Annotated in this window: 19 protein-coding genes; 8 read left to right on the top strand and 11 right to left on the bottom strand. The window is 67.5% G+C overall.

The annotated features are described in order from the left end of the window. The first annotated feature begins 3 nt into the window (after nt 1-3). Genes KV110_RS27230 through KV110_RS27215 form a run of 4 tightly spaced genes read left to right on the top strand, consistent with a single transcriptional unit; the run spans nt 4 to nt 3,476 of the window. Complete coding sequence (locus tag KV110_RS27230) at nt 4-372, top strand: DUF742 domain-containing protein (RefSeq protein WP_218470099.1); 369 nt, start codon at nt 4-6, stop codon at nt 370-372. Beyond that, nucleotides 353-967: a GTP-binding protein gene (locus KV110_RS27225; protein WP_246634006.1), complete on the top strand. Its 615-nt coding sequence runs from the start codon at nt 353-355 to the stop codon at nt 965-967. The genes KV110_RS27230 and KV110_RS27225 overlap by 20 nt, the downstream gene beginning before the upstream one ends. Continuing rightward, on the top strand, nt 964-2,247 hold the full coding sequence (locus tag KV110_RS27220) for a cytochrome P450 family protein (protein ID WP_218470098.1): 1,284 nt from the start codon (nt 964-966) through the stop codon (nt 2,245-2,247). Before KV110_RS27225 ends, KV110_RS27220 begins: the two co-directional genes overlap by 4 nt. Then, nucleotides 2,244-3,476, top strand: coding sequence for a cytochrome P450 family protein (locus KV110_RS27215; RefSeq protein WP_246634005.1), 1,233 nt, complete (start codon nt 2,244-2,246; stop codon nt 3,474-3,476). The genes KV110_RS27220 and KV110_RS27215 overlap by 4 nt, the downstream gene beginning before the upstream one ends. A 3-nt stretch (nt 3,477-3,479) precedes the next feature. Here KV110_RS27215 and KV110_RS27210 read toward each other — a convergent pair whose 3' ends face one another. The 6 genes from KV110_RS27210 to tkt all read right to left on the bottom strand — a co-directional run bounded on the left by KV110_RS27210 (nt 3,480) and on the right by tkt (nt 12,401). Continuing rightward, the gene (locus tag KV110_RS27210) at nt 3,480-5,771 is read right to left on the bottom strand and encodes a thiamine pyrophosphate-dependent enzyme (protein ID WP_218470097.1); all 2,292 of its coding nucleotides are present in this window, start codon (nt 5,769-5,771) and stop codon (nt 3,480-3,482) included. A 103-nt stretch (nt 5,772-5,874) separates the two neighbouring features. After that, the gene (pgl, locus tag KV110_RS27205) at nt 5,875-6,642 is read right to left on the bottom strand and encodes a 6-phosphogluconolactonase (protein ID WP_218470096.1); all 768 of its coding nucleotides are present in this window, start codon (nt 6,640-6,642) and stop codon (nt 5,875-5,877) included. After that, a complete protein-coding gene (gene opcA / locus KV110_RS27200) occupies nt 6,635-7,543 on the bottom strand; it encodes a glucose-6-phosphate dehydrogenase assembly protein OpcA (protein ID WP_218470095.1) in 909 nt (302 codons plus the stop codon). Before opcA ends, pgl begins: the two co-directional genes overlap by 8 nt. Continuing rightward, nucleotides 7,540-9,099, bottom strand: coding sequence for a glucose-6-phosphate dehydrogenase (gene zwf, locus KV110_RS27195; RefSeq protein WP_218470094.1), 1,560 nt, complete (start codon nt 9,097-9,099; stop codon nt 7,540-7,542). The genes opcA and zwf overlap by 4 nt, the downstream gene beginning before the upstream one ends. Nucleotides 9,100-9,104: 5 nt before the next feature. Next, on the bottom strand, nt 9,105-10,235 hold the full coding sequence (tal, locus tag KV110_RS27190) for a transaldolase (RefSeq protein WP_218470093.1): 1,131 nt from the start codon (nt 10,233-10,235) through the stop codon (nt 9,105-9,107). 6 nt (nt 10,236-10,241) lie between these two features. Further along, complete coding sequence (gene tkt, locus KV110_RS27185; protein ID WP_218470092.1) at nt 10,242-12,401, bottom strand: transketolase; 2,160 nt, start codon at nt 12,399-12,401, stop codon at nt 10,242-10,244. 561 nt (nt 12,402-12,962) lie between these two features. Here tkt and KV110_RS27180 point away from each other — a divergent pair. After that, nucleotides 12,963-13,952 carry a heme o synthase gene (locus KV110_RS27180; RefSeq protein WP_218470091.1) on the top strand — a complete coding sequence of 330 codons (990 nt, stop codon included), beginning with the start codon at nt 12,963-12,965 and terminating at the stop codon, nt 13,950-13,952. Between the two features lie 3 nt (nt 13,953-13,955). Here the strand turns inward: KV110_RS27180 and KV110_RS27175 are convergent, their stop codons facing one another. Further along, on the bottom strand, nt 13,956-15,377 hold the full coding sequence (locus KV110_RS27175) for an FAD-dependent monooxygenase (protein ID WP_218470090.1): 1,422 nt from the start codon (nt 15,375-15,377) through the stop codon (nt 13,956-13,958). A 91-nt stretch (nt 15,378-15,468) separates the two neighbouring features. On the opposite strand from KV110_RS27175, the gene KV110_RS27170 reads away from it, so the two are divergent. Then, nucleotides 15,469-16,065, top strand: a complete 597-nt coding sequence (locus KV110_RS27170; RefSeq protein WP_218470089.1) for a TetR/AcrR family transcriptional regulator — start codon at nt 15,469-15,471, stop codon at nt 16,063-16,065. Nucleotides 16,066-16,072: 7 nt separating this feature from the next. Here KV110_RS27170 and KV110_RS27165 read toward each other — a convergent pair whose 3' ends face one another. Beyond that, nucleotides 16,073-17,038 carry a quinone oxidoreductase family protein gene (locus KV110_RS27165; protein WP_218470088.1) on the bottom strand — a complete coding sequence of 322 codons (966 nt, stop codon included), beginning with the start codon at nt 17,036-17,038 and terminating at the stop codon, nt 16,073-16,075. Nucleotides 17,039-17,099: 61 nt separating this feature from the next. On the opposite strand from KV110_RS27165, the gene KV110_RS27160 reads away from it, so the two are divergent. Beyond that, a complete protein-coding gene (locus KV110_RS27160) occupies nt 17,100-17,450 on the top strand; it encodes a hypothetical protein (protein WP_218470087.1) in 351 nt (116 codons plus the stop codon). Nucleotides 17,451-17,454: 4 nt separating this feature from the next. Then, entirely contained in the window at nt 17,455-18,240 is a 786-nt protein-coding gene (locus tag KV110_RS27155) for a transporter substrate-binding domain-containing protein (RefSeq protein WP_218470086.1), read from the top strand. On the opposite strand, the gene KV110_RS27150 is transcribed toward KV110_RS27155, so the two are convergent. Genes KV110_RS27150 through KV110_RS27140 form a run of 3 tightly spaced genes read right to left on the bottom strand, consistent with a single transcriptional unit; the run spans nt 18,237 to nt 22,389 of the window. Continuing rightward, entirely contained in the window at nt 18,237-19,040 is an 804-nt protein-coding gene (locus tag KV110_RS27150) for an alpha/beta hydrolase (protein WP_218470085.1), read from the bottom strand. The genes KV110_RS27155 and KV110_RS27150 overlap by 4 nt on opposite strands. Before the next feature lie 29 nt (nt 19,041-19,069). Continuing rightward, nucleotides 19,070-21,688, bottom strand: coding sequence for a PEP/pyruvate-binding domain-containing protein (locus KV110_RS27145; protein WP_218470084.1), 2,619 nt, complete (start codon nt 21,686-21,688; stop codon nt 19,070-19,072). After that, entirely contained in the window at nt 21,685-22,389 is a 705-nt protein-coding gene (locus KV110_RS27140) for a TetR/AcrR family transcriptional regulator (RefSeq protein ID WP_218470083.1), read from the bottom strand. Before KV110_RS27140 ends, KV110_RS27145 begins: the two co-directional genes overlap by 4 nt. Nucleotides 22,390-22,460: the final 71 nt, after the last annotated feature.

Below are 22,460 nucleotides of genomic sequence, written 5' to 3'. Positions count from 1 at the left end.
GCCGTGAACAGGCCAGGCCGCGACGACACCCCCGACCGCCTCTACACACTGACCGGCGGACGCAGCAAACCGGACTCGGACAGCTTCGACCTGGTCACCCTGGTGGTCAGCGAGTGCGCGCCGACGCAGGGCATGCAGTCCGAGCATGTGGCGATCCTCGACATGTGCCGGGCCCCGACCGCCGTCGTCGAGATCGCCGCCGAACTGCGCATACCGGTCGGCATCGCCACGATCCTGCTGTCGGACCTGCTGCACGCGGGCAAGATCACCGTCCGGCATCCCAATGTCGGCCTCGATCCCGACGCGCCGTGGAATTCGGTGCCCGACTCAACCACCCTCGAGAAGGTGCTCGTTGGACTCCGCAACCTTTGACGCTCGGCCCACCCGAGCCGACGCACCACTGAACAGCGCCACCCGCCACGGCCTGAAGATCGTCATCGTCGGCGGCTTCGGCGTCGGCAAAACCACCATGGTGCGCGCGGTCAGCGAGATCCGCCCGCTCGACACCGAGGCGACAATGACCAACGCGGGCATCGGGATCGATGATCCGAGCGGTGCGCCGGGCAAGTCCACGACAACGGTCGCCTTCGATTTCGGCCGGATCACCATCGACGCCGAAAACGTGCTCTACCTCTTCGGTGCGCCAGGGCAGGAGCGGTTCTTCTTCCTCTGGGACCGCTTGTTCAGCGGCGCGCTCGGCGCGATCGTGCTGGTCGACCAGCGCAGGATCGCCGACTCGTGGTACGCCATCGATCGGCTCGAAGCGCAGCGCACCCCATTCATCGTGGCCTGCAACAACTTCGGCGCACCGTACCGGCCCGCCGAGGTCCGCGAGGCCCTCGATCTCGATCCCCACGTACCCCTGGTCGACTGCGACGCTCGATCGCGCGAATCCGGCAAGCGCGTTCTGATCAGCCTGGTCGAGCACATCTACGCCGATGCCCCGCGAGCGGAGACCGCTTCATGACCACCTCGAGCGCCATGTCGGACGCCACGGGCGGCTGCCCGGTCCATCCGGACGCCCGAGCGGTGCCGTTGAGCGGCCCGCGCTTCCACACCGATCCACAACATCTCTATCGCGAGATGCGTCGTGAACACGGGCCCGTCGTCGCCGTCGAACTGCCGGGCAATGTTCCGGCTTGGTTGGTCATCGGGTACCGCGAATTGCACCAGGTCACCAGCGATCCCGAGCTGTTCCCGCGCGACGTCGGCCTGTGGAACCAGTGGCCCAACATCCCCGAGGACTGGCCGCTGCTGCCGATGGTCGGGCAGCCGCGACCGTCGATCTACTTCACCGCGGGCGCCGAGCATCGCAGGCACGTGGCGATGGTCGAGCCCGCGCTGGAATCGGTCGATCCCTTCGAATTGCGCCGCACCTGTGAGGAATTGGCCGATCGGCTGATCGACGGCTTCTGTGGCCGGGGCGAGGCCGACCTGGTCGCCGAGTTCGCCGTGCCGATGCCAGTGCTCGCGCTCGCCTGGGTGCTCGGCTTTCCCGACGAGGACGGCGCGCGGCTGGCTTGGAGTATGAAGGCGCTCGCTGACGGTGGCGCCGACGCGCAGGCGGCGTACGGGCGTTTCTACGAGCAGATGCAGCACGTGCTCGCCAGCAAAAAGGCAAGGCCCGGTACGGATCTGGTATCGCGGATGCTGGCGCACCCCGGTCAGTTCACCGACGAGGAGTACGTGCAGGACCTGATGGCGGTCACCGCCGCCGGGCATCTGCCGACCGCCGACTGGATCGGGAACTCGGTGCGGCTGATGCTCACCGACGACCGGTTCGCCGCGGCACTCGGCGGTGGGCGGCGCAGTGTCGGCGAGGCGATGAACGAGGTGTTGTGGGAGGACACACCCACGCAGATCCTCGCGGGACGCTGGGCGGCCCGCGATACGCGATTGGGCGACAAGGTGATCCGGGCAGGTGACATGCTGCTGCTCGGCTTGGCGGCCGCCAACGCCGATCCGCATGTGCGCCAGCATCTGGTCGACGGTGCCGAACCGGCGCACACCGGTAACAGCGCGCACTTCGCGTTCAGTTACGGCGAGTACCGGTGCCCGTTCCCCGCGCAGCAACTGGCCGAGATCATCGCGCGGACCAGCATCGAGGTGCTGCTGGACCGGCTGCCCGATATCGATCTCATGGTTCCCGCGCAGAACCTGGTCCGGCGGCCGTCGGCATTCTTGCGCGGCATGACGTCCTTGCCGGTTCATTTCAGCCCAGTTCGTGCAGTCGGAGGTACCCCGTGACTGAAACATGTCCATTCGCCGAGCCCATCGCGATCGACCCGATGGTCGGTGACCTCGCCGGGGAGACCGCCCGACTGCGCGCCGCCGGTCCGCTCGCCCGGATCGAACTGCTGGGCGTTCCCGCCTGGACGGTCACCGAGCACGCACTGGCCAGGCAACTGCTCGTCGATCCCCGGCTGATCAAGGACATCAACGGCTGGTCGTTGTGGACGTCCGGCGTGGTGACGCGGCAGTGGCCGCTGATCGGGATGATCGACGCGGGCCGGTCTATGTTCACCGTCGACGGCGCCGAGCATCGGCGGCTGCGGATCAAGACCACGCAGGCCCTGTCGCCGCGCCGACTGGCCGATATCCGCCCGGCGATCGAGCGCCTGACCGCCGAACTCCTGGACGATCTCAGCGTCGCGGGCAGCGGTGGTGCTGTCGTCGACCTCAAAGAAATCTTCGCCTACCCGCTGCCCATGCGCGTCGTCAGCGAGCTGATGGGCGTCGACCGCGCCGACCACCCGATGCTCCTCGCCTGGTACAAGGCGTTCTTCTCGCTGCTCACCCCGCAGGATGAGCGACTACGCGTCATCGACGAAATGGACGTCTACTACACCGATCTGGTGCGGAAGAAGACCGCCGATCCGACCGACGACCTCACCACCGCTCTCATCCACGCCACCGACGGCGGCGAGCCGCTCACCGAAGAAGAGGTCGTCGGCAACCTGAAGGCCCTCGTGGCGGCGGGCCACGAAACCACGGTCGGTCTGATCCTCAACGCCGTCCGTGCCCTGCTGACCAAACCCGAACAGCTGAGCAAGATTCGCAGCGGCGACATCGAGTGGAAACAAGCAGTCGAGGAAACGCTGCGGTGGGACAGCCCCGTCACCCACCTGCTCATGCGCTTCGCCACCGAAGACATCGCCATCGGCGAGACCGTCATCGAAAAGGGTGAGGGCGTGGTCATGTCCTACCGGGCGATCGGCAGGGACACCGCCATTCACGGCGAAGACTCCGACAACTTCGACATCACCCGCTCGACCTCGCACCGCCACCTGACCTTCGGCTACGGCCCGCACATCTGCCCCGGCGCCGCCCTCTCCCGCCTGGAAGCCGGAATCGCCCTCCCCGCCCTCTTCGAACGCTTCCCCGATCTCCGCCTGGCAGTCCCGGTCGAGGAAATCCGCAACCTCCCCGTCCTCACCCAAAACGACTTGGCCGCCTTCCCCGTCCACCTCGGCTGACAATTACTCCGCCATGAGTTTTCCTGCGGCGGTTTCGATTTTGGCTTCGTCGAGCAGGACGGTGTCAGCGGCGGGGCCGAGGGGGACGAAGCTGTCTTCGCTGGTCACTCGGGAGATTCGGCCTTCGAAACCCGCGTCGATCAGTGCGGCGCAGAGGGATTCGGAGACGCCGCCGCTGTGCCGGGTTTCGTCGGCGATGAGGACTCGGCCGGTGGCGCGGGCGTGTTGGAGGAGGTCGTCCAGGGGGAGAGGCGAGAGCCAGCGGAGGTCGAGGACTCGGGCGTGAATGCCGCGTTCAGCTAGGCGGCGGGCCACGCGCAGGCTCATCGGGACGCCGTTGGCGAAGGTGACGATGGTGAGGTCGGCGCCAGTGCCGTAGCTGCGGGCGCGGCCGATTTCGACGTGGCTGGTGTCGGAAGTTGCTGCGAGCCAAGCGTTGTCGCCCGGTTCGTGCAGATCGCGGGTGTGGTAGAGGGCGATGGGTTCCAGGTAGATGCAGACACGGCCGTCTACCCGGGCGGCGGAGACGCAGGTGCGCAGGAGCGCGGCGGCATCGTCGGCGCGGGACGGGGAGGCGATGACCAAGCCGGGGATGTCGCGGAGGGCGGCGATCGAATTGTCGTTGTGGAAGTGGCCGCCGAAGCCCTTCTGGTAGGCGTAGCCCGCGATCCGCACGACCATCGGATTGCGGTAGCGCCCATGGGAAAAGAACGCGAGCGTGGCGGCTTCGCCGCGCAATTGGTCGGCGGCGTTGTGCACGTAGGCCAGGTACTGGATCTCCGGAATCGGCACGAAACCGGCGAGCGCGGTGCCGAGTGCGGTGCCGAGCACGCTCTGCTCATCGAGCAGGGTGTCGAAGACCCGGCGCTTGCCGAACTGCTTCTGCAGCCCCTTGGTCACGCCGTACACGCCGCCCTTGCGACCGACATCCTCGCCGAAGACGAGCACATCGGAGTCGCGGGCCAGCAGGCTCGCCAGGGTGCGATTGATCGCCTGGCCGAGGGTCATCGGATCAGTAACCGCCGCATCGCGATTCGTGTCCGCTCCGCGCTCGGCGATATCCCGCGGTTGGCCAGAAGTCGCTGTCGTGCTTTGCGGTGCGCCGACACCGCCATCAACTGACCCCTGTGCGTCTCGGAGCACGTCGGCTCGCACCTGCGCGGGGTGGGACGGTGCGAGCGGGGCGATCACCGCGGCGGCGGACGTCAATTTCGGTTCGCGCCAGACGAGTTCGGCCATGGTGGTGACCCGGTGGGCGATGTCGTCGTAGCGGTCGAGCACCTCGGCGGGCGTCGCCACGCCGGTGTGCACCAGCAGCCGGGCGGTCGCGGTCACCGGGTCGCGAAGCAGGTCGGCGGCGATATCGGCGGGCCTGCGGTAGGCGGCTTCGACATCGGAGCCCGCATGACCCATCAGCCGGACCGTTCGCAGGTGCAGGAAGGCCGGTTTGCGGTGCTCGCGAACCCAGGCGGCGGCAGCGGTCGAGGTGGTCAGCGTGTCAACGGGATCGCAGCCGTCGGCGCCGAAGTATTCCAGGCCGGGCCGGGTGCCGTAAGCCTGCTGGATCCAATCCGCGGGCGTAGGGACACTGATGCCGATGCCATTGTCCTCGCAGAGGAACAGGATTGGCAGCGGAACCCCTTGGCGGGCAGTGTGAATCGCCGCATTGATCGCACCGGCGGCGGTGGAATGATTGGCCGAGGCATCGCCGAAACTGCACAGCACCACCGCATCCGACGGCCACTCACTCGAAACACCCAGCCGTGCGGCACGATCGATCGCGAAGGCCAGGCCCACCGCGCGCGGCAGGTGGGAGGCGATGGTCGAGGTCTGCGGAATGATGGCGGCGGCCTTGCTGCCGAAAACCTTGTGCCGCCCACCGGATATCGGATCCGCCGCCGCGGCGACGACACCGAGCAGCACGTCACGGATCGGATCGAGATCCGCCACCCGCCGAGCGCGCTGCACGAAGAACGCCCCCGACCGGTAATGCAACAACGCGGGATCGGTCACCCGCAGCGCCAACCCGAGTGCCGCATTACCTTCATGCCCGGACGACCCGATGCTGTAGTACCCGCGCTTGCTCGCCCCCAGCTGTCGCGCGGCCAGATCCAAGTGCCTGCTCGTCGCCTGCGCCTCGAACAGCTCCAGCAGGGTCGCGCCGGTGATCCCCGGTGCGATGTCGTCGGCTGCGCCATGCTCGGGTCCGGGTGTCAGCGCACTGACCGCCGCACGAAACCGATCGTCAAGAACCTTCGCCGGGCTGGATCCGGGGGTCGCGTCCCGCTCGCTCATTCGCGCCAGCTTATCGGTCGTCCGATGATTTTGCGCGCCATCGCCGATCTGACCGGACTATTTTCCGTCCGACGATCTCATTCCGTCTGAATGGTCGGCACGGCTACTTCACCGCGCTGGCCGCCTCTTGGTCGAGCAGCCAGGTGGTGGATTCGAGGCCGACCGCGCCCGCGGCGGGAATGTCGACCGGGTCCGCACCCGCGATCGCCGAAGCGACCGCCTCGGCCTTGGCCGCCCCACCGACGACGAGCACCACGTGGCGGGTGCGGCGGATGGCGGGGATGGTGAGGGTCACCCGGACCGGCGGTGGCTTCGGCGAATTGGTCACAGCGACAACGAGTTCGTGGTCTTCGCGAACCGCGTCGGTATGCGGGAACAGCGAGTTGATGTGCCCTTCGCCGCCCATGCCGAGCAGGTGCAGGTCGAAGGCGCCGTGTTCGGCGAGGTAGGCGTGCACGGCGGCGGAGTATTCGGCGGCGGCCTCGATCGGGTCGGGGTATTCGCCGTCGGAGGTGGCTACCGGGTGCACCCGGGCCGGGTCCACCGGGACATGGTCGAGCAGGGCCTGGCGGGCCTGCCGGTCGTTGCGTTCCGCGTCGCCAGCGGGAACGAAGCGCTCATCGCCCCAGAAGACGTCGAGGCGAGACCAGTCGATGTCGCCGGGTGCCTTGCGAACCTGCTCGAGCAGGCCGATGCCGGTGCCGCCGCCGGTCAGCACGACCGACGCGGATCCGCGTTCGGCCTGGGCGGCAACGACAACGCTGACGAACCGGGTCGCCGCGGCGGTAACCAGCGATTCGGTGTCGAGGTGGACTTCGACTGTGTCGCTGGGGAAGTCGGTAGGGAACTCGGCGGCGCTGCGCTCACTCATACGTCACCTTCTCGATTCCGGCGAGTGCCTCGGCGTAGATCTCATCGGCGTCGAGCCTGCGCAGCTCCTCGGCCAGGCAGTCGCGAGTTTCCCGGCGGGCCAGCGCGATTCGCTGGTCCGGGTCGCCGGTGCGGGTCAGCGTCGCGGTGCGGCCGGTCTGCGGCCGTTCGATCGCGACCGACACCGACGGTCGATGCAGTTCCACCTTCAGCGCACCGGTCCGGCGCGTCACCGGGCAGTCGAGGCGGATGGCGAGCCAGCCCGCCAGGATGTCCAGCGCGGGCTCGTCGCGCAGCCCGGAGACCAGCGCCGATTTCACCGGCTCGAACGGCGGTTCGTCCAACGCGGCGGCGAGTAGCGCACGCCAGTAGGTGATCCGGCTCCAGGCCAGATCGGTGTCACCGGACGCGTAGGAGTCGAGCCGCTTCTTGATCGCGGCTTGCGGGTCGGCCGCGTAGGTGGCGTCGGTGATGCGCCGAGTTGCCAAGCGCCCCACGGAGTCCTTGGACGGGAACTCCGGTGCGCCGCGCGGCCACCAGGCGACCACGGGGGTGTCCGGCAGCAGGAACGGGATGACGACGCTGCTTTCGTGGTTCACCAGCTCGCCCTGCAACCGCAGCACGATCACCTCGGCCGCACCCGCGTCACCGCCGACCCGGATCTGTGCGTCGAGCCGAGTCTCGGCCTCCCGGTCGCCGCGGGCCAGAACGACCACCCGGCAAGGGTGTTCGCGGCTCGCGTCATTGGCGGCGTCGATCGCGTCCTCGGCCTCGGAGCTGTCCAGCGTGCACACCACCAGGGTGAGCACCCGGCCCATGGTGATCACGCCGTTGCTTTCGCGCAACTGCACGATGCGCTTGGTGACCTCGCCGGTGGTGGTCTGTGGAATGTCGATGATCATGGCCGCCGCCATTCGCGCCCGGTGCGGGTGAGCATCTCGTCGGCCGAGGCCGGACCCCAGGTGCCCGCCTCATAGGGTTCGGGTTTACCTTCGGTCGCCCAGTATTCGATCACCGGATCCAGGATGCCCCAGGACAATTCGACCTCCGCGTTCACCGGGAACAGCGACGGCACCCCGAGCAGCACGTCGAGGATCAGGCGCTCGTAGGCCTCGGGGGAAGACTCGGTGAACGCCTCGCCGTAGCTGAAATCCATGTTGACGTCGCGCACTTCCATGCTGGACCCCGGCACCTTAGACCCGAACCGGGTGGTGATGCCCTCGTCCGGCTGCACCCGGATGACCAGCGCGTTCTGCCCGAGATCCTCGGTCATGGTCTGGTCGAACGGCAGGTGCGGAGCGCGCTTGAAGATCACCGCGATCTCGGTGACCCTGCGGCCAAGCCGTTTTCCGGTGCGCAGATAGAACGGCACACCGGCCCAGCGGCGCGTGTCGACCGCCAGGGTGATCGCGGCATAGGTTTCGGTGCGCGACTCGGGGTCGAAACCCTCCTCGTCGAGCAGGCCGACCACATGCTCGCCGCCCTGCCAGCCCTCCGCGTACTGTCCGCGCGCGGTGGTTTCATCCAGCGGCTCAACGAGTTTCGTAGCCGAGAGCACCTTGATCTTCTCGGCCTGCAACTGCTTGGGCTGGAAGCTGATCGGCTCTTCCATCGCGGTGAGCGCGAGCAGCTGCAGCAGGTGGTTCTGGATCACGTCGCGGGCCGCGCCGATGCCGTCGTAATAGCCCGCGCGACCGCCCAATCCGATGTCCTCGGCCATGGTGATCTGAACATGGTCGACGTAGTTGGCGTTGAAGATCGGGTCGTAGAGCTGGTTGGCGAAGCGCAGCGCCAGGATGTTCTGCACCGTCTCCTTGCCGAGATAGTGGTCGATGCGGAACACCGTCTCTTCCGGGAACACCCGGTTGACCAGCGCGTTGAGCTCCTGCGCGCTCTCCAGGTCGTGGCCGAACGGCTTCTCGATCACCACCCGCCGCCACGGCTTACGGCCCGCGGCGTCGGTGACGTTCGGCTGAGCGAGCCCGTGCTCGGACAGCTGATCGAGCACCACCGGGAACATGTTCGGCGGAATCGACAGGTAGAAGGCGTGATTGCTGCCGGTGCCGCGATCCTTGTCCAGCTTCGCCAGGGTGTCGGCGAGCGTGGCGAAGGCGGTGTCGTCGTCGAAACTGCCCTGCACGAACCGAATTCCCTCGGCAAGGTGGTCCCAGACCTCTTGCCGGAAGGGCGTGCGCGCGTGCGCCTTCACCGAGTCGAGCACGACCTTGGCGAAGTCCTCGTCGGCGTAGTCGCGCCGCGCGAAGCCGACCAGCGCGAAACCCGGGGGCAGCAGCCCCCGGTTCGCCAGGTCGTAGATGGCCGGCATCAACTTCTTCCGGGACAGGTCACCGGTGACTCCGAAGATCACCATGCTGCACGGGCCCGCGATGCGCGGCACCCGCTTGTCCCGCTCGTCGCGCAGCGGGTTCTGCCAGGTCGGGGTTTTGGGGCCGGCCATCGTCGTCAGTTGTTCCCGGCCGCGGTCAATTCCTCCGCGGTGGCGGAAAGCAGTTCCGCCCACGACTTCTCGAACTTGTCCACGCCCTCGCGCTCGAGCACCTGGAACACGTCGTCCAGGTCGATGCCGACGGCGGCGAGCTTGTCGAAGACCTCCTGGGCCGCCGCGGCGGTGCCGCTGACGGTGTCGCCGCGGATCTCGGCGTGGTCGGCGACGGCTTCGAGGGTCTTCTCCGGCAACGTGTTCACCGTGTTCGGCGCCACCAGCTCGGTGACGTACATGACGTCGGAGTACTCCGGGTTCTTCACACCGGTCGAAGCCCACAGTGGCCGTTGCCGATTCGCGCCCGCGGCGCCGAGGTGGGCGTAGGTGGAGGTGTGCGCGCCGCCGTCGAAGACGTCCTGGTACGCGGCGTAGGCCAGCCGGGCGTTGGCGATACCGGCCTGCCCGCGCAGCGCGAGGGCTTCGTCGGAGCCGATCGCCTCGAGCCGCTTATCGATCTCGGTGTCCACCCGGGACACGAAGAACGAAGCGACCGAATGGATCTTGGCCAGGTCGTGGCCCGCGGTCTTGGCGCTGCGCAGACCGTCCAGGTAGGCGCCCATCACCGAAAGGTAGCGCTGGACGGAGAAGATCAGCGTGACGTTCACGCTGATGCCCTCGGCGATCACCTTGGTGATCGCGGGCAGACCCGCCTCGGTGGCCGGGATCTTGATGAACAGGTTCGGCCGGTCGACGGTCTTCCACAGGTCGATGGCCTGCGCGATGGTCTTCTCCGCGTCGAACGCGAAGCGGGGATCGACCTCGATGGAGACGCGGCCGTCCACGCCGTTGGACGCCTCGTACACGCCGGCGAAGACGTCGCAGGCGGCGCGCACGTCATCGGTGGTGATGGTGCGGATCGCGGCGTCGGCGTCAGCGCCCTGGGCGGCAAGCTCTTTGAGCTGTCCGTCGTAGGCGTGGCCCTTGCTCAGCGCACCCTGGAAGATCGTCGGGTTGGTGGTCACCCCGACAACGCCGCGGGTGTCGATCAGCTCGGCCAGGTTGCCGGACTGGATGCGGTCCCTGGACAGGTCGTCGAGCCATACGGAAACGCCTGCCGCGGTGAGGGCGGCGGTATTCGCGTTCTGTGTCATGAGCGCTTATCCCTTCACGTTTTCGACTGCGCCGCTGTTCTCGAAGGTGGTGAGCGCGGCGGCGACCACGGCTTCGGTAGTGAATCCGAACTCGCGGAAGAGGGTCTTGTAGTCGGCGGAAGCACCGAAGTGCTCGATCGAGACGATCTGGCCCGCGTCACCGGCGAACCGGTGCCACGGCATCGCGATACCGGCCTCGACGACGACGCGTGCGGTGACGGTCGGCGGAAGGACCTCGTTGCGGTAAGCCTGATCCTGCGCGTCGAACCATTCCACACACGGCATCGACACCACCCGGGTTCCGATGCCCCGCTCCTCCAGCGTAGTGCGGGCCTCGACGGCCAGCTGGAGCTCCGAGCCGGTAGCGATGAGGATCACTTGCGGAGTGTCGGTGGAGGATTCGGCCAGAATGTAGCCGCCCTTCTTGACGCCCTCGAAGCTGGTGCCCTGCTGGATCGGCAGATCCTGGCGGGTCAGCGCCAGCGCCGACGGGCCGTCCTGGTGCGGCATCTCGGAGACGGAGAAGTGCGAGGTGTGCTCGGCGCTGTCACGCTCCAGGATGGTCCGCCACGCGTAGCTGGTCTCGTTGGCGTCACCGGGGCGCACCACGTTCAGACCAGGGATCGCGCGCAGCGCCGCGAGGTGCTCGATCGGCTGGTGCGTCGGGCCGTCCTCACCGAGGCCGATGGAGTCGTGCGTCCACACGTAGATGGCGGGCACGCGCATCAGCGCGGCCAGCCGCACCGCCGGGCGCATGTAGTCGCTGAACACCAGGAAGGTGCCGCCGTACGGGCGGGTCGGGCCGTGCAACGCGATGCCGTTGAGGATCGCGCCCATGGCGTGCTCGCGCACACCGAAGTGCAGGGTGCGGCCGTACGGGTTGGCCTTCCACATGCCCGTGGAGATCGACTCGGGGCCGAAGCTCGGGGTGTCGGGCATGGTGGTGTTGTTCGACTCGGCGAGGTCGGCCGAGCCGCCCCACAGTTCCGGCAGCACCGGCGCCAGCGCGGCGAGCACCTTGCCGGACGCCTTGCGGGTCGCCATGCCCTTCGGATCGGCTTCCCAGGTGGGCAGATTGGCGGCCCAGCCCTGCGGCAGATCGCGCTTGGCGAGACGATCGAACAGCTGCTTGCGCTCCGGGTTGGCCTGCGCCCACCCGTCGAACTGCTCCTGCCAGGCGGCATGCGCCTGCTTGCCACGGTCGATGGCCTTACGGGTATGCCCGATCACCTCGGAGTCGACCTGGAAGGACTGTTCCGGGTCGAAGCCGAGGATCTTCTTGGTGGCGGCCACCTCGTCGGCGCCGAGCGCGGCACCGTGCGCGGCGCCGGTGTTCATCTTGTTGGGCGCCGGGTAGCCGATGATGGTGCGCAGCACGATGATCGACGGCTTGCCGGTCTCCGCCTTGGCGGCGGCCAGCGCCGACTCGATGGCGACGACATCCTCGCCGCCCTCGACCACCTGGACATGCCAGCCGTACGCCTCGTAACGCTTGGCGACATCCTCGTTGAACGCGATGGTGGTGTCGTCCTCGATGGAAATCTTGTTGTCGTCGTAGATCAGCACGAGGTTGCCGAGCTGCTGGGTGCCCGCCAGCGACGATGCCTCGGAGGTGACGCCCTCCTCCATGTCGCCGTCGGAGGCGATCACGTAGATGAAGTGGTCGAACGGGCTGGCGCCTGGCGCGGCGTCCGGATCGAACAACCCGCGCTCGCGGCGCGCGGCCATCGCCATACCGACCGCGGAGGCCAGACCCTGGCCGAGCGGGCCGGTGGTGATCTCGACGCCGTCGGTGTGCCGGAACTCGGGGTGGCCCGGGGTCAGCGAACCCCACTTGCGCAGGTTCTTCAGATCGTCCAGCTCCAGACCGAAACCCGCCAAGTAGAGCTGGATGTACTGGGTGATGCTGGAGTGACCGCAGGACAGCACGAACCGGTCCCGGCCGACCCAGCTCGGATCACTCGGGTCGATCCGCATGGTCCGCTGGTACAGGGAATACGCCAACGGGGCCAGGCTCATCGCGGTGCCAGGGTGACCGTTTCCGGCGTTCTGCACCGCGTCGGCGGCGAGCACCCGTATCGTGTCGACGGCCTTGGTGTCCAGATCCGTCCAGTCGTCCGGGTGATTCGGCTGAGTGAGGGCGCGGATGTCGTCTGTGACTGACACGACCGAGGTTCTCCTGACATTTGGTTTCGTCGACGGCGGCTTTTACTGGCGGCGATGAACGCACAACAGCGACGGCGTGCATACCGGGTGTGTACCCAACCACCCTAGATGTGCCCGCTGAGCGGCAACATAGGAACCCTGTGTTTATTGGCCGCGTGGCCGCGGCGTGTTCGCGGCCCCGGGAAGTCTCGCGTCCGAGCGGTCGAGACTTGCGACTTCGTCGCGTGCGCTTCGACCGCTCGGGCGCGAGACGGGCCGCGAACGCGCTCGTAAGACTCGCTTTGTGGGGGTTGGGTTGGGTGGGTATGGGGCGAGGAGGGTTTGCCGTAGCTGGGGTCGGACGGCTTGGTCTGATGGATCACATTCTCAATGTTGTTGTGTGGGGCTATGTGAGGACGGGGGTTGGCGGGGTCTACCATCCTCTGTAGTAGTAGCCGCGCCGCACCGGCTGAAGGGGCGCCGAGGCGGGCGAAGGTCCAGCTCTCGCGCATCCAGCTCAGTGGGACCGAGCGTGCTGCTTGGTCCATGCCGGAGGCGATGCACAGCGTGCGAGGAGAAACAGTGCGGATTGGGCAACAGCCGGGTGGCAATGGCGCGCACGGCTCCTCTCCGACGGCGCTGGCCGACCGGTTCACCGGGCCTGGCCTGCCGTCCAAACTGATGCGACGGGTGCTGGCGTATATCGCGCTCACCAAACCTCGGGTCATCGAACTGCTGCTCGTTGCCACGATTCCGACAATGCTGCTCGCCGATCGTGGCCACATCGACATCCGGCTCATTCTGGTGACCCTCTTCGGTGGGTGGATGGGCGCGGCGAGCGCGAACACGCTCAACTGTGTCGCCGACGCCGATATCGACAAGGTGATGAAGCGGACCGCGAAGCGACCGCTGGCCAGGGAGGCGGTGCCCACTTCGCACGCCTTCGTGTTCGGTGTGCTGCTCGGTCTGGCCTCGTTCGCCTGGCTGTGGTGGCAGGCGAACCTGCTCAGCGGCCTGCTCGTGGTCGCGACGATCTTGTTCTACGTCTTCGTCTACACCCTCGGCCTGAAGCGTCGCACCTCGCAGAACGTGGTGTGGGGCGGCGCCGCGGGTTGCATGCCCGCGCTGGTCGGCTGGTCCGCGGCGACCGGTGGCATCGGCTGGCCAGCGATCGCGCTGTTCGGTGTCATCTTCTTCTGGACGCCGCCGCACACCTGGGCGCTGGCCATGCGCTATAAGGAGGACTACCGCGCGGCGGGCGTGCCGATGCTGCCGGTGGTGGCCACCGAGCAGGTGGTGACCAAGCAGATCGTCATCTACACCTGGCTCACCGTGCTCACCACACTGGCCTTGGCCCCCGCGACCGGCGTGGTCTACACCGCCGTGGCGCTGGTGGCCGGAGCCTGGTTCCTGCTCATGGCGCACCAGCTGTACTCGGGTGTGCGGCGGGGCGAATCGGTGAAGCCGCTGCGGCTGTTCCTGCAGTCGAACAACTATCTCGCCGTGGTGTTCTGCGGTCTCGCGGTCGATTCCGTGCTCGGCTGGGACACCATCGGCAGCTTCTTCGGCTGACCGTCAGTCGCATCCGCCGACGTATCCGTCCGGTCGGACAGTGACCCGGGTCCCGTCCGTCGCGTGATACACGGCGAACGCGTGACCTTCGACGTCGATGACGTGCCGTCCGGATGCTTGCGTGCCGGGCCGGACCACCGCGTACGCCTCGGGTTCGGCTGGTAGTTCTCCGGTTTCGCCGAAGCACAGCAGCGTCGCGTGCGGGCCGCGGAACAGGTCGAACAAGCGAATCGGGTTGCCTGCCATGTCCTTCAACGGCGCGTCGGGGGCACGATCGCCCGGCGCGAGCGGCCTCGGGTCGGCCGGATCGCGGTAGCTGATGTCCAGCTGCTGGGTCTCCGGGCCGCGTGCCATCGCGTCCTCGGCGCCGTCGACCAGTTTGTCGAGCAATGCGGAGCTGATGCCGAGCACGCGGGCGGCGACTGTTCTGCGTTCGGATTCGTAGCTGTCCAACAGTGATTCGTCCCCGTGGACGGCGGCGGCCAGTTTCCAGGCGAGGTTGTACGCGTCCTGGATGCCGGTGTTCATCCCCTGGCCGCCGGTCGGCGGATGCACGTGAGCCGCGTCACCGGCAAGGAAGACCCGGCCGTCCCGGAACCGTTCGGCCAGCCGGACATTCGGGCGCCAGACTGTCACCCAGGTGAGCTCGGTCAAGGTGATGTCGGTGCGGCCGGAGTACCGGTTTACGTACTCCTGTAGGACCACGAGTGTCGGTTCGGCGTCGCCGGTCAGCGGCGCCGCGAACTGGAATTGGCGCCCACCCGGCAAGGGGGACAGGGCGATTCCCTCCATCGGCCGCTCCGCCGTCGCGAACCAGTAGCCGACTTCGTGATCGAGGGCGTCGGCCCGGACGTCGCCGAGCAGCATCCGCAGCGATTCGTCCGTTGTGCCCTCGAACGCGATGCCGAGCGCCTTGCGCACCGTGCTGCGGCCGCCGTCGGCGCCGACCAGGTAGACAGCGCGCACGATCTCCTCGGCGCCGTCGCGCGTCAGAGTGGCGGTGACGCCGGTGGCGTCCTGAGTGAACGCCGACAGCGCGGTGCCGAGTTCGACCCGCACGCCGAATTCCGCGAGACGATCGCGCAGGATCGCCTCGGTGCCGGACTGCCCGAGCACCCAGGTATTGGGGTAGGGGACCGCGGGCGTCGGCTCGACCGGCTCGCTCATCCTGCGTTCGCCGACGAACTCGCCATCGAAGTAGGCGCGCAGCACCGGCGTCGGCGCGCCCGCGGCTCGCACCGCTTCGAGCACCCCTAGGTCGTCGAATACCTCCAAGGTGCGGGGCTGGATGCCGTCACCGCGCGACCCGGCGAAGAACGCGGTCGCCTGGTCGACGATGCGCACCGGGATGTCGCGGCGGGCGAGATCTAGGGCGAGGGTCAGGCCGGTGGGCCCGGCGCCTGCGATGAGTACCTGGTCTTGCACTGTTCCTCCAATTATGAATCTATATTCAGTGAATGCTAATTCAGTATGGAAGTTGGTAGTTTGCCTGTCAAGGAGGTGGGTGCGGGTGTCGATGAGTCGCAAGGAGAAGTCGGCCGAGACCGAGCACGCGCTGAAGGCGGCGGCCCTGCGGCTGTTCGCCGAGCGCGGCTACCTGAACACCAAGATCGCCGACATCACGACGGCGGCCGGTCGCGCGGCCGGGTCGTTCTACAACCATTTCGCGGGCAAGGAGGAGCTACTCCAAGCACTGCTGAACGACGTCGCCGCCCAGGGCGACATCACGGCGGAAGGGCCGGACCACAACCCGGACTTCACCGATCCGGACGCGATCCGCTTCCATGTCGAGCAGTACTGGATCTCCGCCCGGCAGCACTGGGCCGTCTACCGCTCGATCCAGCAGGCCGCCCTCGTCAACGACGAGTTCGCCAGGCAGGCAGGGCAATTCGCGATCCAGCAACGCCGCGATATCGCCGATCACCTGGACGGCTTCGGACCCAGCGGATTGACGCTACCCAGCACCCCCGACGCCAGCCTCGCCATGATGTTCCTCCTCACGACGAGCCTGCTCCAGGCGGTCGAGGACGGCACGGTCGAACTCACCGACCGGCAAGCCGTCGACGGCCTGACCCGCTTCATCTACCGAGGCTTGACCGGTCAGGACTACTGACCTTCGCTCAGGGGAGCAGGACGATGGACCCGGTGGTTTTGCGAGCTTCGAGGTCGCGGTGGGCCTGTTCGGCGTCGGCGAGGGGGTAGGTGGCGCCGATGCGGATCCGCAGGGTGCCATCGGCGATGGCGGTGAGGATGTCTGTTGCGCGCCAGAGGAGTTCGGCGCGGTCGCGAGTGTAGTGGGCGAGGCTGGGCCGGGTGACGAACAGGGAGCCCGCAGTATTGAGGCGCTGAAGGTCGAACGGGGGGACGGGGCCGCTTGCGGCGCCGAAGAGGGCGAGCGTGCCACGGACGCGCAGCGAGGCGAGGCTTGCCTCGAAGGTGGCGGCGCCGACGCCGTCGTAGGCAGCCGCGACACCGACCCCGTCGGTGTGCGCACGTACCTGAGAGGCGAGGTCGTCGTCGTAGCGCAACACTTCGGCCGCGCCCGCCTCGCGGGACAGCTTTTCCTTGGCGTCGGAGGACACCGTGGTGATCACGCGGGCACCCCGGGCCGCGGCGAGCTGGGTGAGGATCAGGCCCACGCCACCCGCGCCCGCGTGGACCAGCACGGACTCGCCCGGCTGCGGGGTGTAGATCGATTCGAGCAGGTAGTGCGCGGTCATGCCCTGCAGCAGCGCCGAGGCGGCGACCGGCGGGTCGACACCGTCGGGGACCTTGATCGCGACCGCTGCGTTCACCGCGATCCGCTGGGCGTAGCTGCCGGGCCCGCCCGCCCAGGCGACCCGGTCGCCGACCGCGAACTCGGTCACGTTCGCGCCGACCTCGGCGACCACGCCGGTCGCCTCGGAGCCCGGGATGTAGGGCACCGCCTGCGGGTAGCGTCCGGTGCGGATGTAGGTATCGATGAAATTGATCCCGATCGCTTGAATGTCGACCAGCAGTTGATCGGATCCGATCTGCGGATCGGGCACCTCGACGTACTTCAGGACTTCGGGACCGCCGTGTTCGGATACCTGAATCGCGCGCATGAGATCTGTTCTACACCCGAGGGGACTGGACCGTTTCCTACTGGTCGGTAAACTCGCTGGCATGAGTGCTCATGCCGCCACGGCTCCAGTGAAGTTGTCGGGCACCCTCGTGGAGTCAGTCAAGGGATTCGTCGCCGATCACGGCGGCTCGGCCACGGCCGTGCTGCAACCGCTCGGCCGCATCGGCGTCCGAGTGACGCTGGTGGGTTCCGATGGCATCCTTGGCGACCGGGTCGTCGCAGACCTGCCTGCCGCGAAGGAACTCGTCGCCGCCGTCGAGGGCCTCACCGAGGCCGACGAGTGGGACCGCGAGCTGACCTCCGTCGTCACCCCGCGCAAGTCGCACTGGGCACAGATGGCGGGCTGGGTGGCCCGGCAGAAGCGATTCCCCAAGGCGCGCAACGAGAACTGAGCACATGCGACTCGCGCGGCTGACCGGTCGCCTCGGTGCGGTACTGCTTGCCGGTATGACGGTCCTTGCGGCACCGGCGATTCCGGCGGGAGCCGACGAGATCAACGCCCTGCGCGTGTGCACGCCGGGGGACTATCCGCCGTATTCGGTCGCCGAGGGCGGCTACCGCGGCGTCGATATCGAGTTGGCTCGCGGCTTCGCCGATCTCTTGCGCCGGCCAACCCACTTCGTTCCGGTCACCTGGGCGACCCTGAAGACCGATTTCGCTGAGCGGCACTGCGATATCGCCGTCGGCGGCATCTCCGACTCGCCTGCCCGCCGCGCCTTCGCCGACTTCTCGATCACCTACGGGACCGATGGCAAGACGCCCGTCACACGCCGCGGGAACGACACCGACTACTCGACCATCGAGCAGATCAACCGTCCCGAGGTGCGCGTGATCGCGAATCGCGGTGGCACCAACGAGGAATTCGCGCGCAAGAACTTCCCCGACGCCCAACTCACCCTCTGGCCCGAGAATCTGACCATCTTCGACGAGGTCGAACAGGGCCGCGCCGACGTCTTCGTCACCGACGCCGTCGAGGGCCGCTACCGCGTCCGCCAGCACCCCGGTCTCCAGGTCCTGCACCCCGACAAGTCTTTCGACTCGTTCGGCAAGGTTTTCCTGATCCGCAAGAACGACCCGGTCCTGGCTACCGCCCTCAACGGGTGGCTGGCCAGCCAACTCGCCACCGGCGCGGTGGACCGGTTGTTCGACCGCTGGATCGGCCCCGACGCCACCGAGAACTAGCCCGCGCGCACCCAGTCGAGGAATCGGTCCATCCAGGTATCGCACGGCAGCCCTTGTGGTTCCATTGCGAAACCATGGCCGCCCCGTGCGTAGACGTGCATCTCGACGTCGTGGCCCGCGGCTTGCCAGGCCTGGTACAGGGCCAGGTTTCCGTTCACCACGTTCTCACCGGTGTCGTCACTGGCGAAAGCGATGAACAGCGGAGGCGCGTCCGGCGGGACGACATACTCGTGCCACGGTGGGCCGTAGATCGCCGCGGCGAAATCGGGACGGCTGTGCTCGTCGTATGTCGTTGCGGCGCCGATGGTCAGCAGGCCGCCAGCGGAGAAGCCGAGGACGCCGATTCGGTGCGGATCGAGGTCCCAGGTCGATGCCTGTTCCCGGACCACTTGCACCGCGCGCACCGCGTCCGCCCCTGCGACGCGGGACTGCGACTTGATCTCGTCCATGCGGTAGTCCGTCGCCCACTGTTTCGCGAAGTCCTCGTCGCGGGGAGCCGAGGGCAGCAGCCGATACCTGAGCACGAACGCGGTGAAACCGTACGCGGCAAGCGCTTTCGCGATGGCCGTGCCGGTGCCGTTCGTCAGAGTGACGAAACTGCCTCCTGGACAAACGATGACAGCGGTGCCGGTAGCGCGCGACGGATCAGGACGGTGGACCGTCAGCGCGGGTTCGGTGACATTGCGGATGAGGGTGACGTCCTTGTGGCCGACGACCGCGGGAACGGTGGTCTCCTGGCCATACGGATTCGGTTTGCCCGCAGCCGATTCGGGCCATAGCGGGATGATCTCTTCGGTCATGTTGATCGTGCCTCTCGCGGTGATTCGGGTCAGGCGGTAGCGGGGGTCACTGTTCCCGCGTCACCATCGACGGTGACCGGGGCGCCGTCGCGCAGCCGCTCGGTCGCCACACCCGTGCCGAGCACGGCGGGAATGTGGTACTCGCGGGCGACGATCGAACTGTGACTGAGCGAGCCGCCGACATCGGTGACGACTGCGGCGGCCAGCGCGAACAACGGCGTCCAGGCCGGTGTCGTGATCTTGGCGACCAGCACGTCGCCGGGACGCATGCGATCGAACTCGCTGGGTCCGTGGATGATTCGCGCGGGAGCCGTGATCCGCCCCGGACTTCCCGGCACACCCTTGACGACCGCCGAGTCCTGCTGCGCGTGCGACGGCATGAGCTTGCCGAAGTCGATGCCGAGCAATTTCGAGCCACCCGAGACCGGTAGGACAGGCGGTGGCGCGACCTTCTGCTGTGCACGCCAGGTCGCTTCCCGCTCCGCCACGACGGCACGCGAATCCGCGGGCCCGCGCCCGGAATCCAGGGCGCGCACCGCCTCTTCGAGCTCATCGAGTTGCAACAGGAACACCTCGTCGATCGCGGTGATGGCTTCGGTGGCGACGAGCCGCCTGCCCAGTTCGTGCAGCAATGTGCGGACGGCAGGCCAGCCGAGGCCGACGTCGGCGAGAGCGTCCTCGCGCAACGGAGCCATGGTCTGCGCCCAGCGCAACAGTCGTAGCGCCAGGCCACGCCGCACGCCGAGCCTGCGTGCCGCGAGGTCGCGGGCCGCCTGCTCGCGAGCGGTCTTCGCGGTGCGCTGCCGTGCGTAGGGGTCCGGCGCATTATCGGTTCGGAAGAATGCCAGTGTCTGCAGCATCGGTGCCGGGTTCTCGGCGGGCAGCGGTTTGGCGAAGTCGAGGTCGTAAACCGTGTTGCCGTAGGCAGTCAGATGTTGCGTGAACCGAGAACGGAACTCCGCCAGCGCCTCCTCGTCGGCGGAGTTGTCCTCGCCTCGAAGCAATTCGAGAACGTCGGCACCGGAAAGTGTTTCGATGCGATCAGCGAGTTTCGGGTGTTCACGCAACCACCGCGCAAGATCGTAGAGGGACTTCTCCGCACGCACCGGCTTGCTGTCGAAACCGAGGAGAAATGTCAGTGCCGGTGGATCGTTATGGCGGCGCATGCTTTTGTACACCGCGGTGAACATGGCCTCACTGATGTATGCCGCGGGCAGCACGCCACTCTGCAAGGTCAGGTAATAGCGCGCCGCTTCGTCGACGATCGCACGCACGCCATCGAGCAATTCGGCGGCTGTCGCGGCGACCGGGTCCGTCGCCTGCCAACGCGCGGTGAGCTCGGCGTACCGTTCGTGCGCCGTGCGCCAGCGCTGCGGTGACGTCCGCAGTGCGCGCGGCAGCGTCGACGCGAGAAACCGCGGCTGTGCCAACGCCATTCGGCCGAGCAGTCCGGGCGTGTAATCAACGTCGTAATAGCCGTATCCATTGATGACGGCCAGCGGGTCGTCGAAATACGGCAGCCCGAGGTCGTGATAGCGATCGACGGTGGCACGGGCCAGTGCCGGGATGCCGAGCGTCGCGAACAACGGCGACAACGGATCGGGCAGTAGCTCCATGACGCTGGCCCGCATGTATTTTCCGTGCGGGTCGGGCAGCTCCCACTCGACCGGCTGCCGATGCTCAGGCGGGTCGGGTAGTGCGGTGATCGGCCGTGCTTGCACGATGAACAGGCTCGTGCCGTGCATCGCCCACTCGATATCCATCGGCGTGCCGTACAGCTCCTCGATCCGTATCGCGATGCGGGACAGCTCGGCCGCCTGGTCCGGGCCGAGCACCGGCTGGTGCCGTTTGGCGGCGGGCACCGGCTCCTCGTGCGTGCCAGTGGCGGTCCGCACCGTCATGACCTGTTTGTCGCTGATCTCCTGCCGGACGATCGCCGCGTCGGCTTTTGCGACGAGAATCGTGTCGGGCGTGACGTTTCCGCTCACGATCGCCTCGCCCAGGCCCCAGGCCGCGTTGATCAGCACCTGATCGCGTGCGCCGGTAACCGGATCGGCGGTGAACAGGACGCCTGCCGCGTCCGCGGGCACGAGTTCTTGGACGACGACGGCCAGGTTCACGTCGTCGGCCGCAACGCCCTGGCGAGCCCGGTAGCCGATGGCTCTGGCCGTCCACAGGGAGGCCCAGCACCGTTTCACCGCCGCCACGACGTCGTCGGCGCCGCGGATGTTCAGGTAGGTCTCCTGTTGCCCGGCGAAGGACATCTCCGGTAGGTCCTCGGCGGTGGCGGAGGAGCGGACCGCGACCGCGACGTCGGGACCGAGTTCGGCGTAGGCCGATCGCAGTGCGGCCGAGATGTCCTCCGGCACCGGCTGTTCGGCGAACCACGCGGCGATTTCGTCGGCCACCGTGTCCACCGTGGCCGGCCGATCAGGGTCGGCCATCGCGGCTGAGTCGAGAATCCGCTCGTGCAAGCCCGCCCCGCGTACGAACTGCCGGTATGCGGCTGTTGTCACGTGGAATCCGGGCGGCACCGGCAGCTTCGCCGCGGCCAGGCGGGCCAGCGACGCACCCTTGCCACCGACGAGTTCCAGGGTGGCGGCCGAGTCGGCCAAGGGCAGGACGAGTGGATCTGCGGAGGTGATCATGAGACTTCTTCCTGCGTAACGGTTTCGGTGGACATGTCGGCGCGGGCTTGGTCGAGTCCGGCGAGCAGTAGCGTTTTGCCTCGGTTGAGGTCGGCGCCGTCCGGTGGGGTCAGGGCACGCTCGAGCAAGTCGGCAAGCGTCGCGAGTAGTTCGTCCGCGGACGGCCGATCGGGATCGGCTGGCAGCGCCCCCTCCGTCGGCAAGGTGGCCCGGATGGCGGGCGTCAACGCGTCGAGAAGGTAAGCGGTCGTGCGGGTATCGACGTCGGGACGCACGGTGCCCGCCTCCTGCATGCGGAGCAGGAATTCGCGCGTGCTGACCTGCGGTAGCCGTTCGAAGACGGTGCCCGGCTTGCGGAGGTACCTACCGAAGACGTCCTCGTCCCGTGCGACGATCGCCGCGGCCAGGGGCAGCCGCGTCAGCGTGTGCACCATCGCCCGATAGACGCTGGCCACGCTGCCCGCGTGCGGATCCGCCTCCAGATGCGCCCGCCATACCTGCGCGTACCGGCCCAGTTCGCGGAGCACAGTCGCTTCGACGAGCTCGTCTTTGGACTTGAACTGTAGATAGACCAGACCTCGATGCAGCGCAACTGCCTCGGCGACATCGCCCATCGTCAGCTTCTGATAGCCGATCCGGCACAGCAGTTCGGCGGCCGCATCGAGAATCGCTTGTTCGCGCTCGACCTCATTGACGCTCATAGCCTCGACATTCGTCAGTTTGACAAGATTTGTGAAAGTGTCAAAACCGACGGTACGCCCCGGCTCGGACT

The sequence above is a fragment of the Nocardia iowensis genome (assembly GCF_019222765.1).
Taxonomy (GTDB): domain Bacteria; phylum Actinomycetota; class Actinomycetes; order Mycobacteriales; family Mycobacteriaceae; genus Nocardia; species Nocardia iowensis.
Note: the sequence above shows the minus strand (reverse complement) of the source record. Positions and strands in the feature narration are given on the sequence as shown.

Coding starts and splice junctions, on each gene's coding strand:
- KV110_RS27150 (WP_218470085.1), bottom strand. CDS start 19,040: ATGACCGAAGAGATCATCCCGCTATGGCCCGAATCGGCTGCGGGCAAA.
- pgl (WP_218470096.1), bottom strand. CDS start 6,642: ATGAGTGAGCGCAGCGCCGCCGAGTTCCCTACCGACTTCCCCAGCGAC.
- tal (WP_218470093.1), bottom strand. CDS start 10,235: ATGACACAGAACGCGAATACCGCCGCCCTCACCGCGGCAGGCGTTTCC.
- KV110_RS27170 (WP_218470089.1), top strand. CDS start 15,469: ATGAGTCGCAAGGAGAAGTCGGCCGAGACCGAGCACGCGCTGAAGGCG.
- KV110_RS27155 (WP_218470086.1), top strand. CDS start 17,455: ATGCGACTCGCGCGGCTGACCGGTCGCCTCGGTGCGGTACTGCTTGCC.
- KV110_RS27210 (WP_218470097.1), bottom strand. CDS start 5,771: ATGAGCGAGCGGGACGCGACCCCCGGATCCAGCCCGGCGAAGGTTCTT.
- KV110_RS27140 (WP_218470083.1), bottom strand. CDS start 22,389: ATGAGCGTCAATGAGGTCGAGCGCGAACAAGCGATTCTCGATGCGGCC.
- KV110_RS27165 (WP_218470088.1), bottom strand. CDS start 17,038: ATGCGCGCGATTCAGGTATCCGAACACGGCGGTCCCGAAGTCCTGAAG.
- opcA (WP_218470095.1), bottom strand. CDS start 7,543: ATGATCATCGACATTCCACAGACCACCACCGGCGAGGTCACCAAGCGC.
- zwf (WP_218470094.1), bottom strand. CDS start 9,099: ATGGCCGGCCCCAAAACCCCGACCTGGCAGAACCCGCTGCGCGACGAG.
- KV110_RS27160 (WP_218470087.1), top strand. CDS start 17,100: ATGAGTGCTCATGCCGCCACGGCTCCAGTGAAGTTGTCGGGCACCCTC.
- KV110_RS27220 (WP_218470098.1), top strand. CDS start 964: ATGACCACCTCGAGCGCCATGTCGGACGCCACGGGCGGCTGCCCGGTC.
- KV110_RS27145 (WP_218470084.1), bottom strand. CDS start 21,688: ATGATCACCTCCGCAGATCCACTCGTCCTGCCCTTGGCCGACTCGGCC.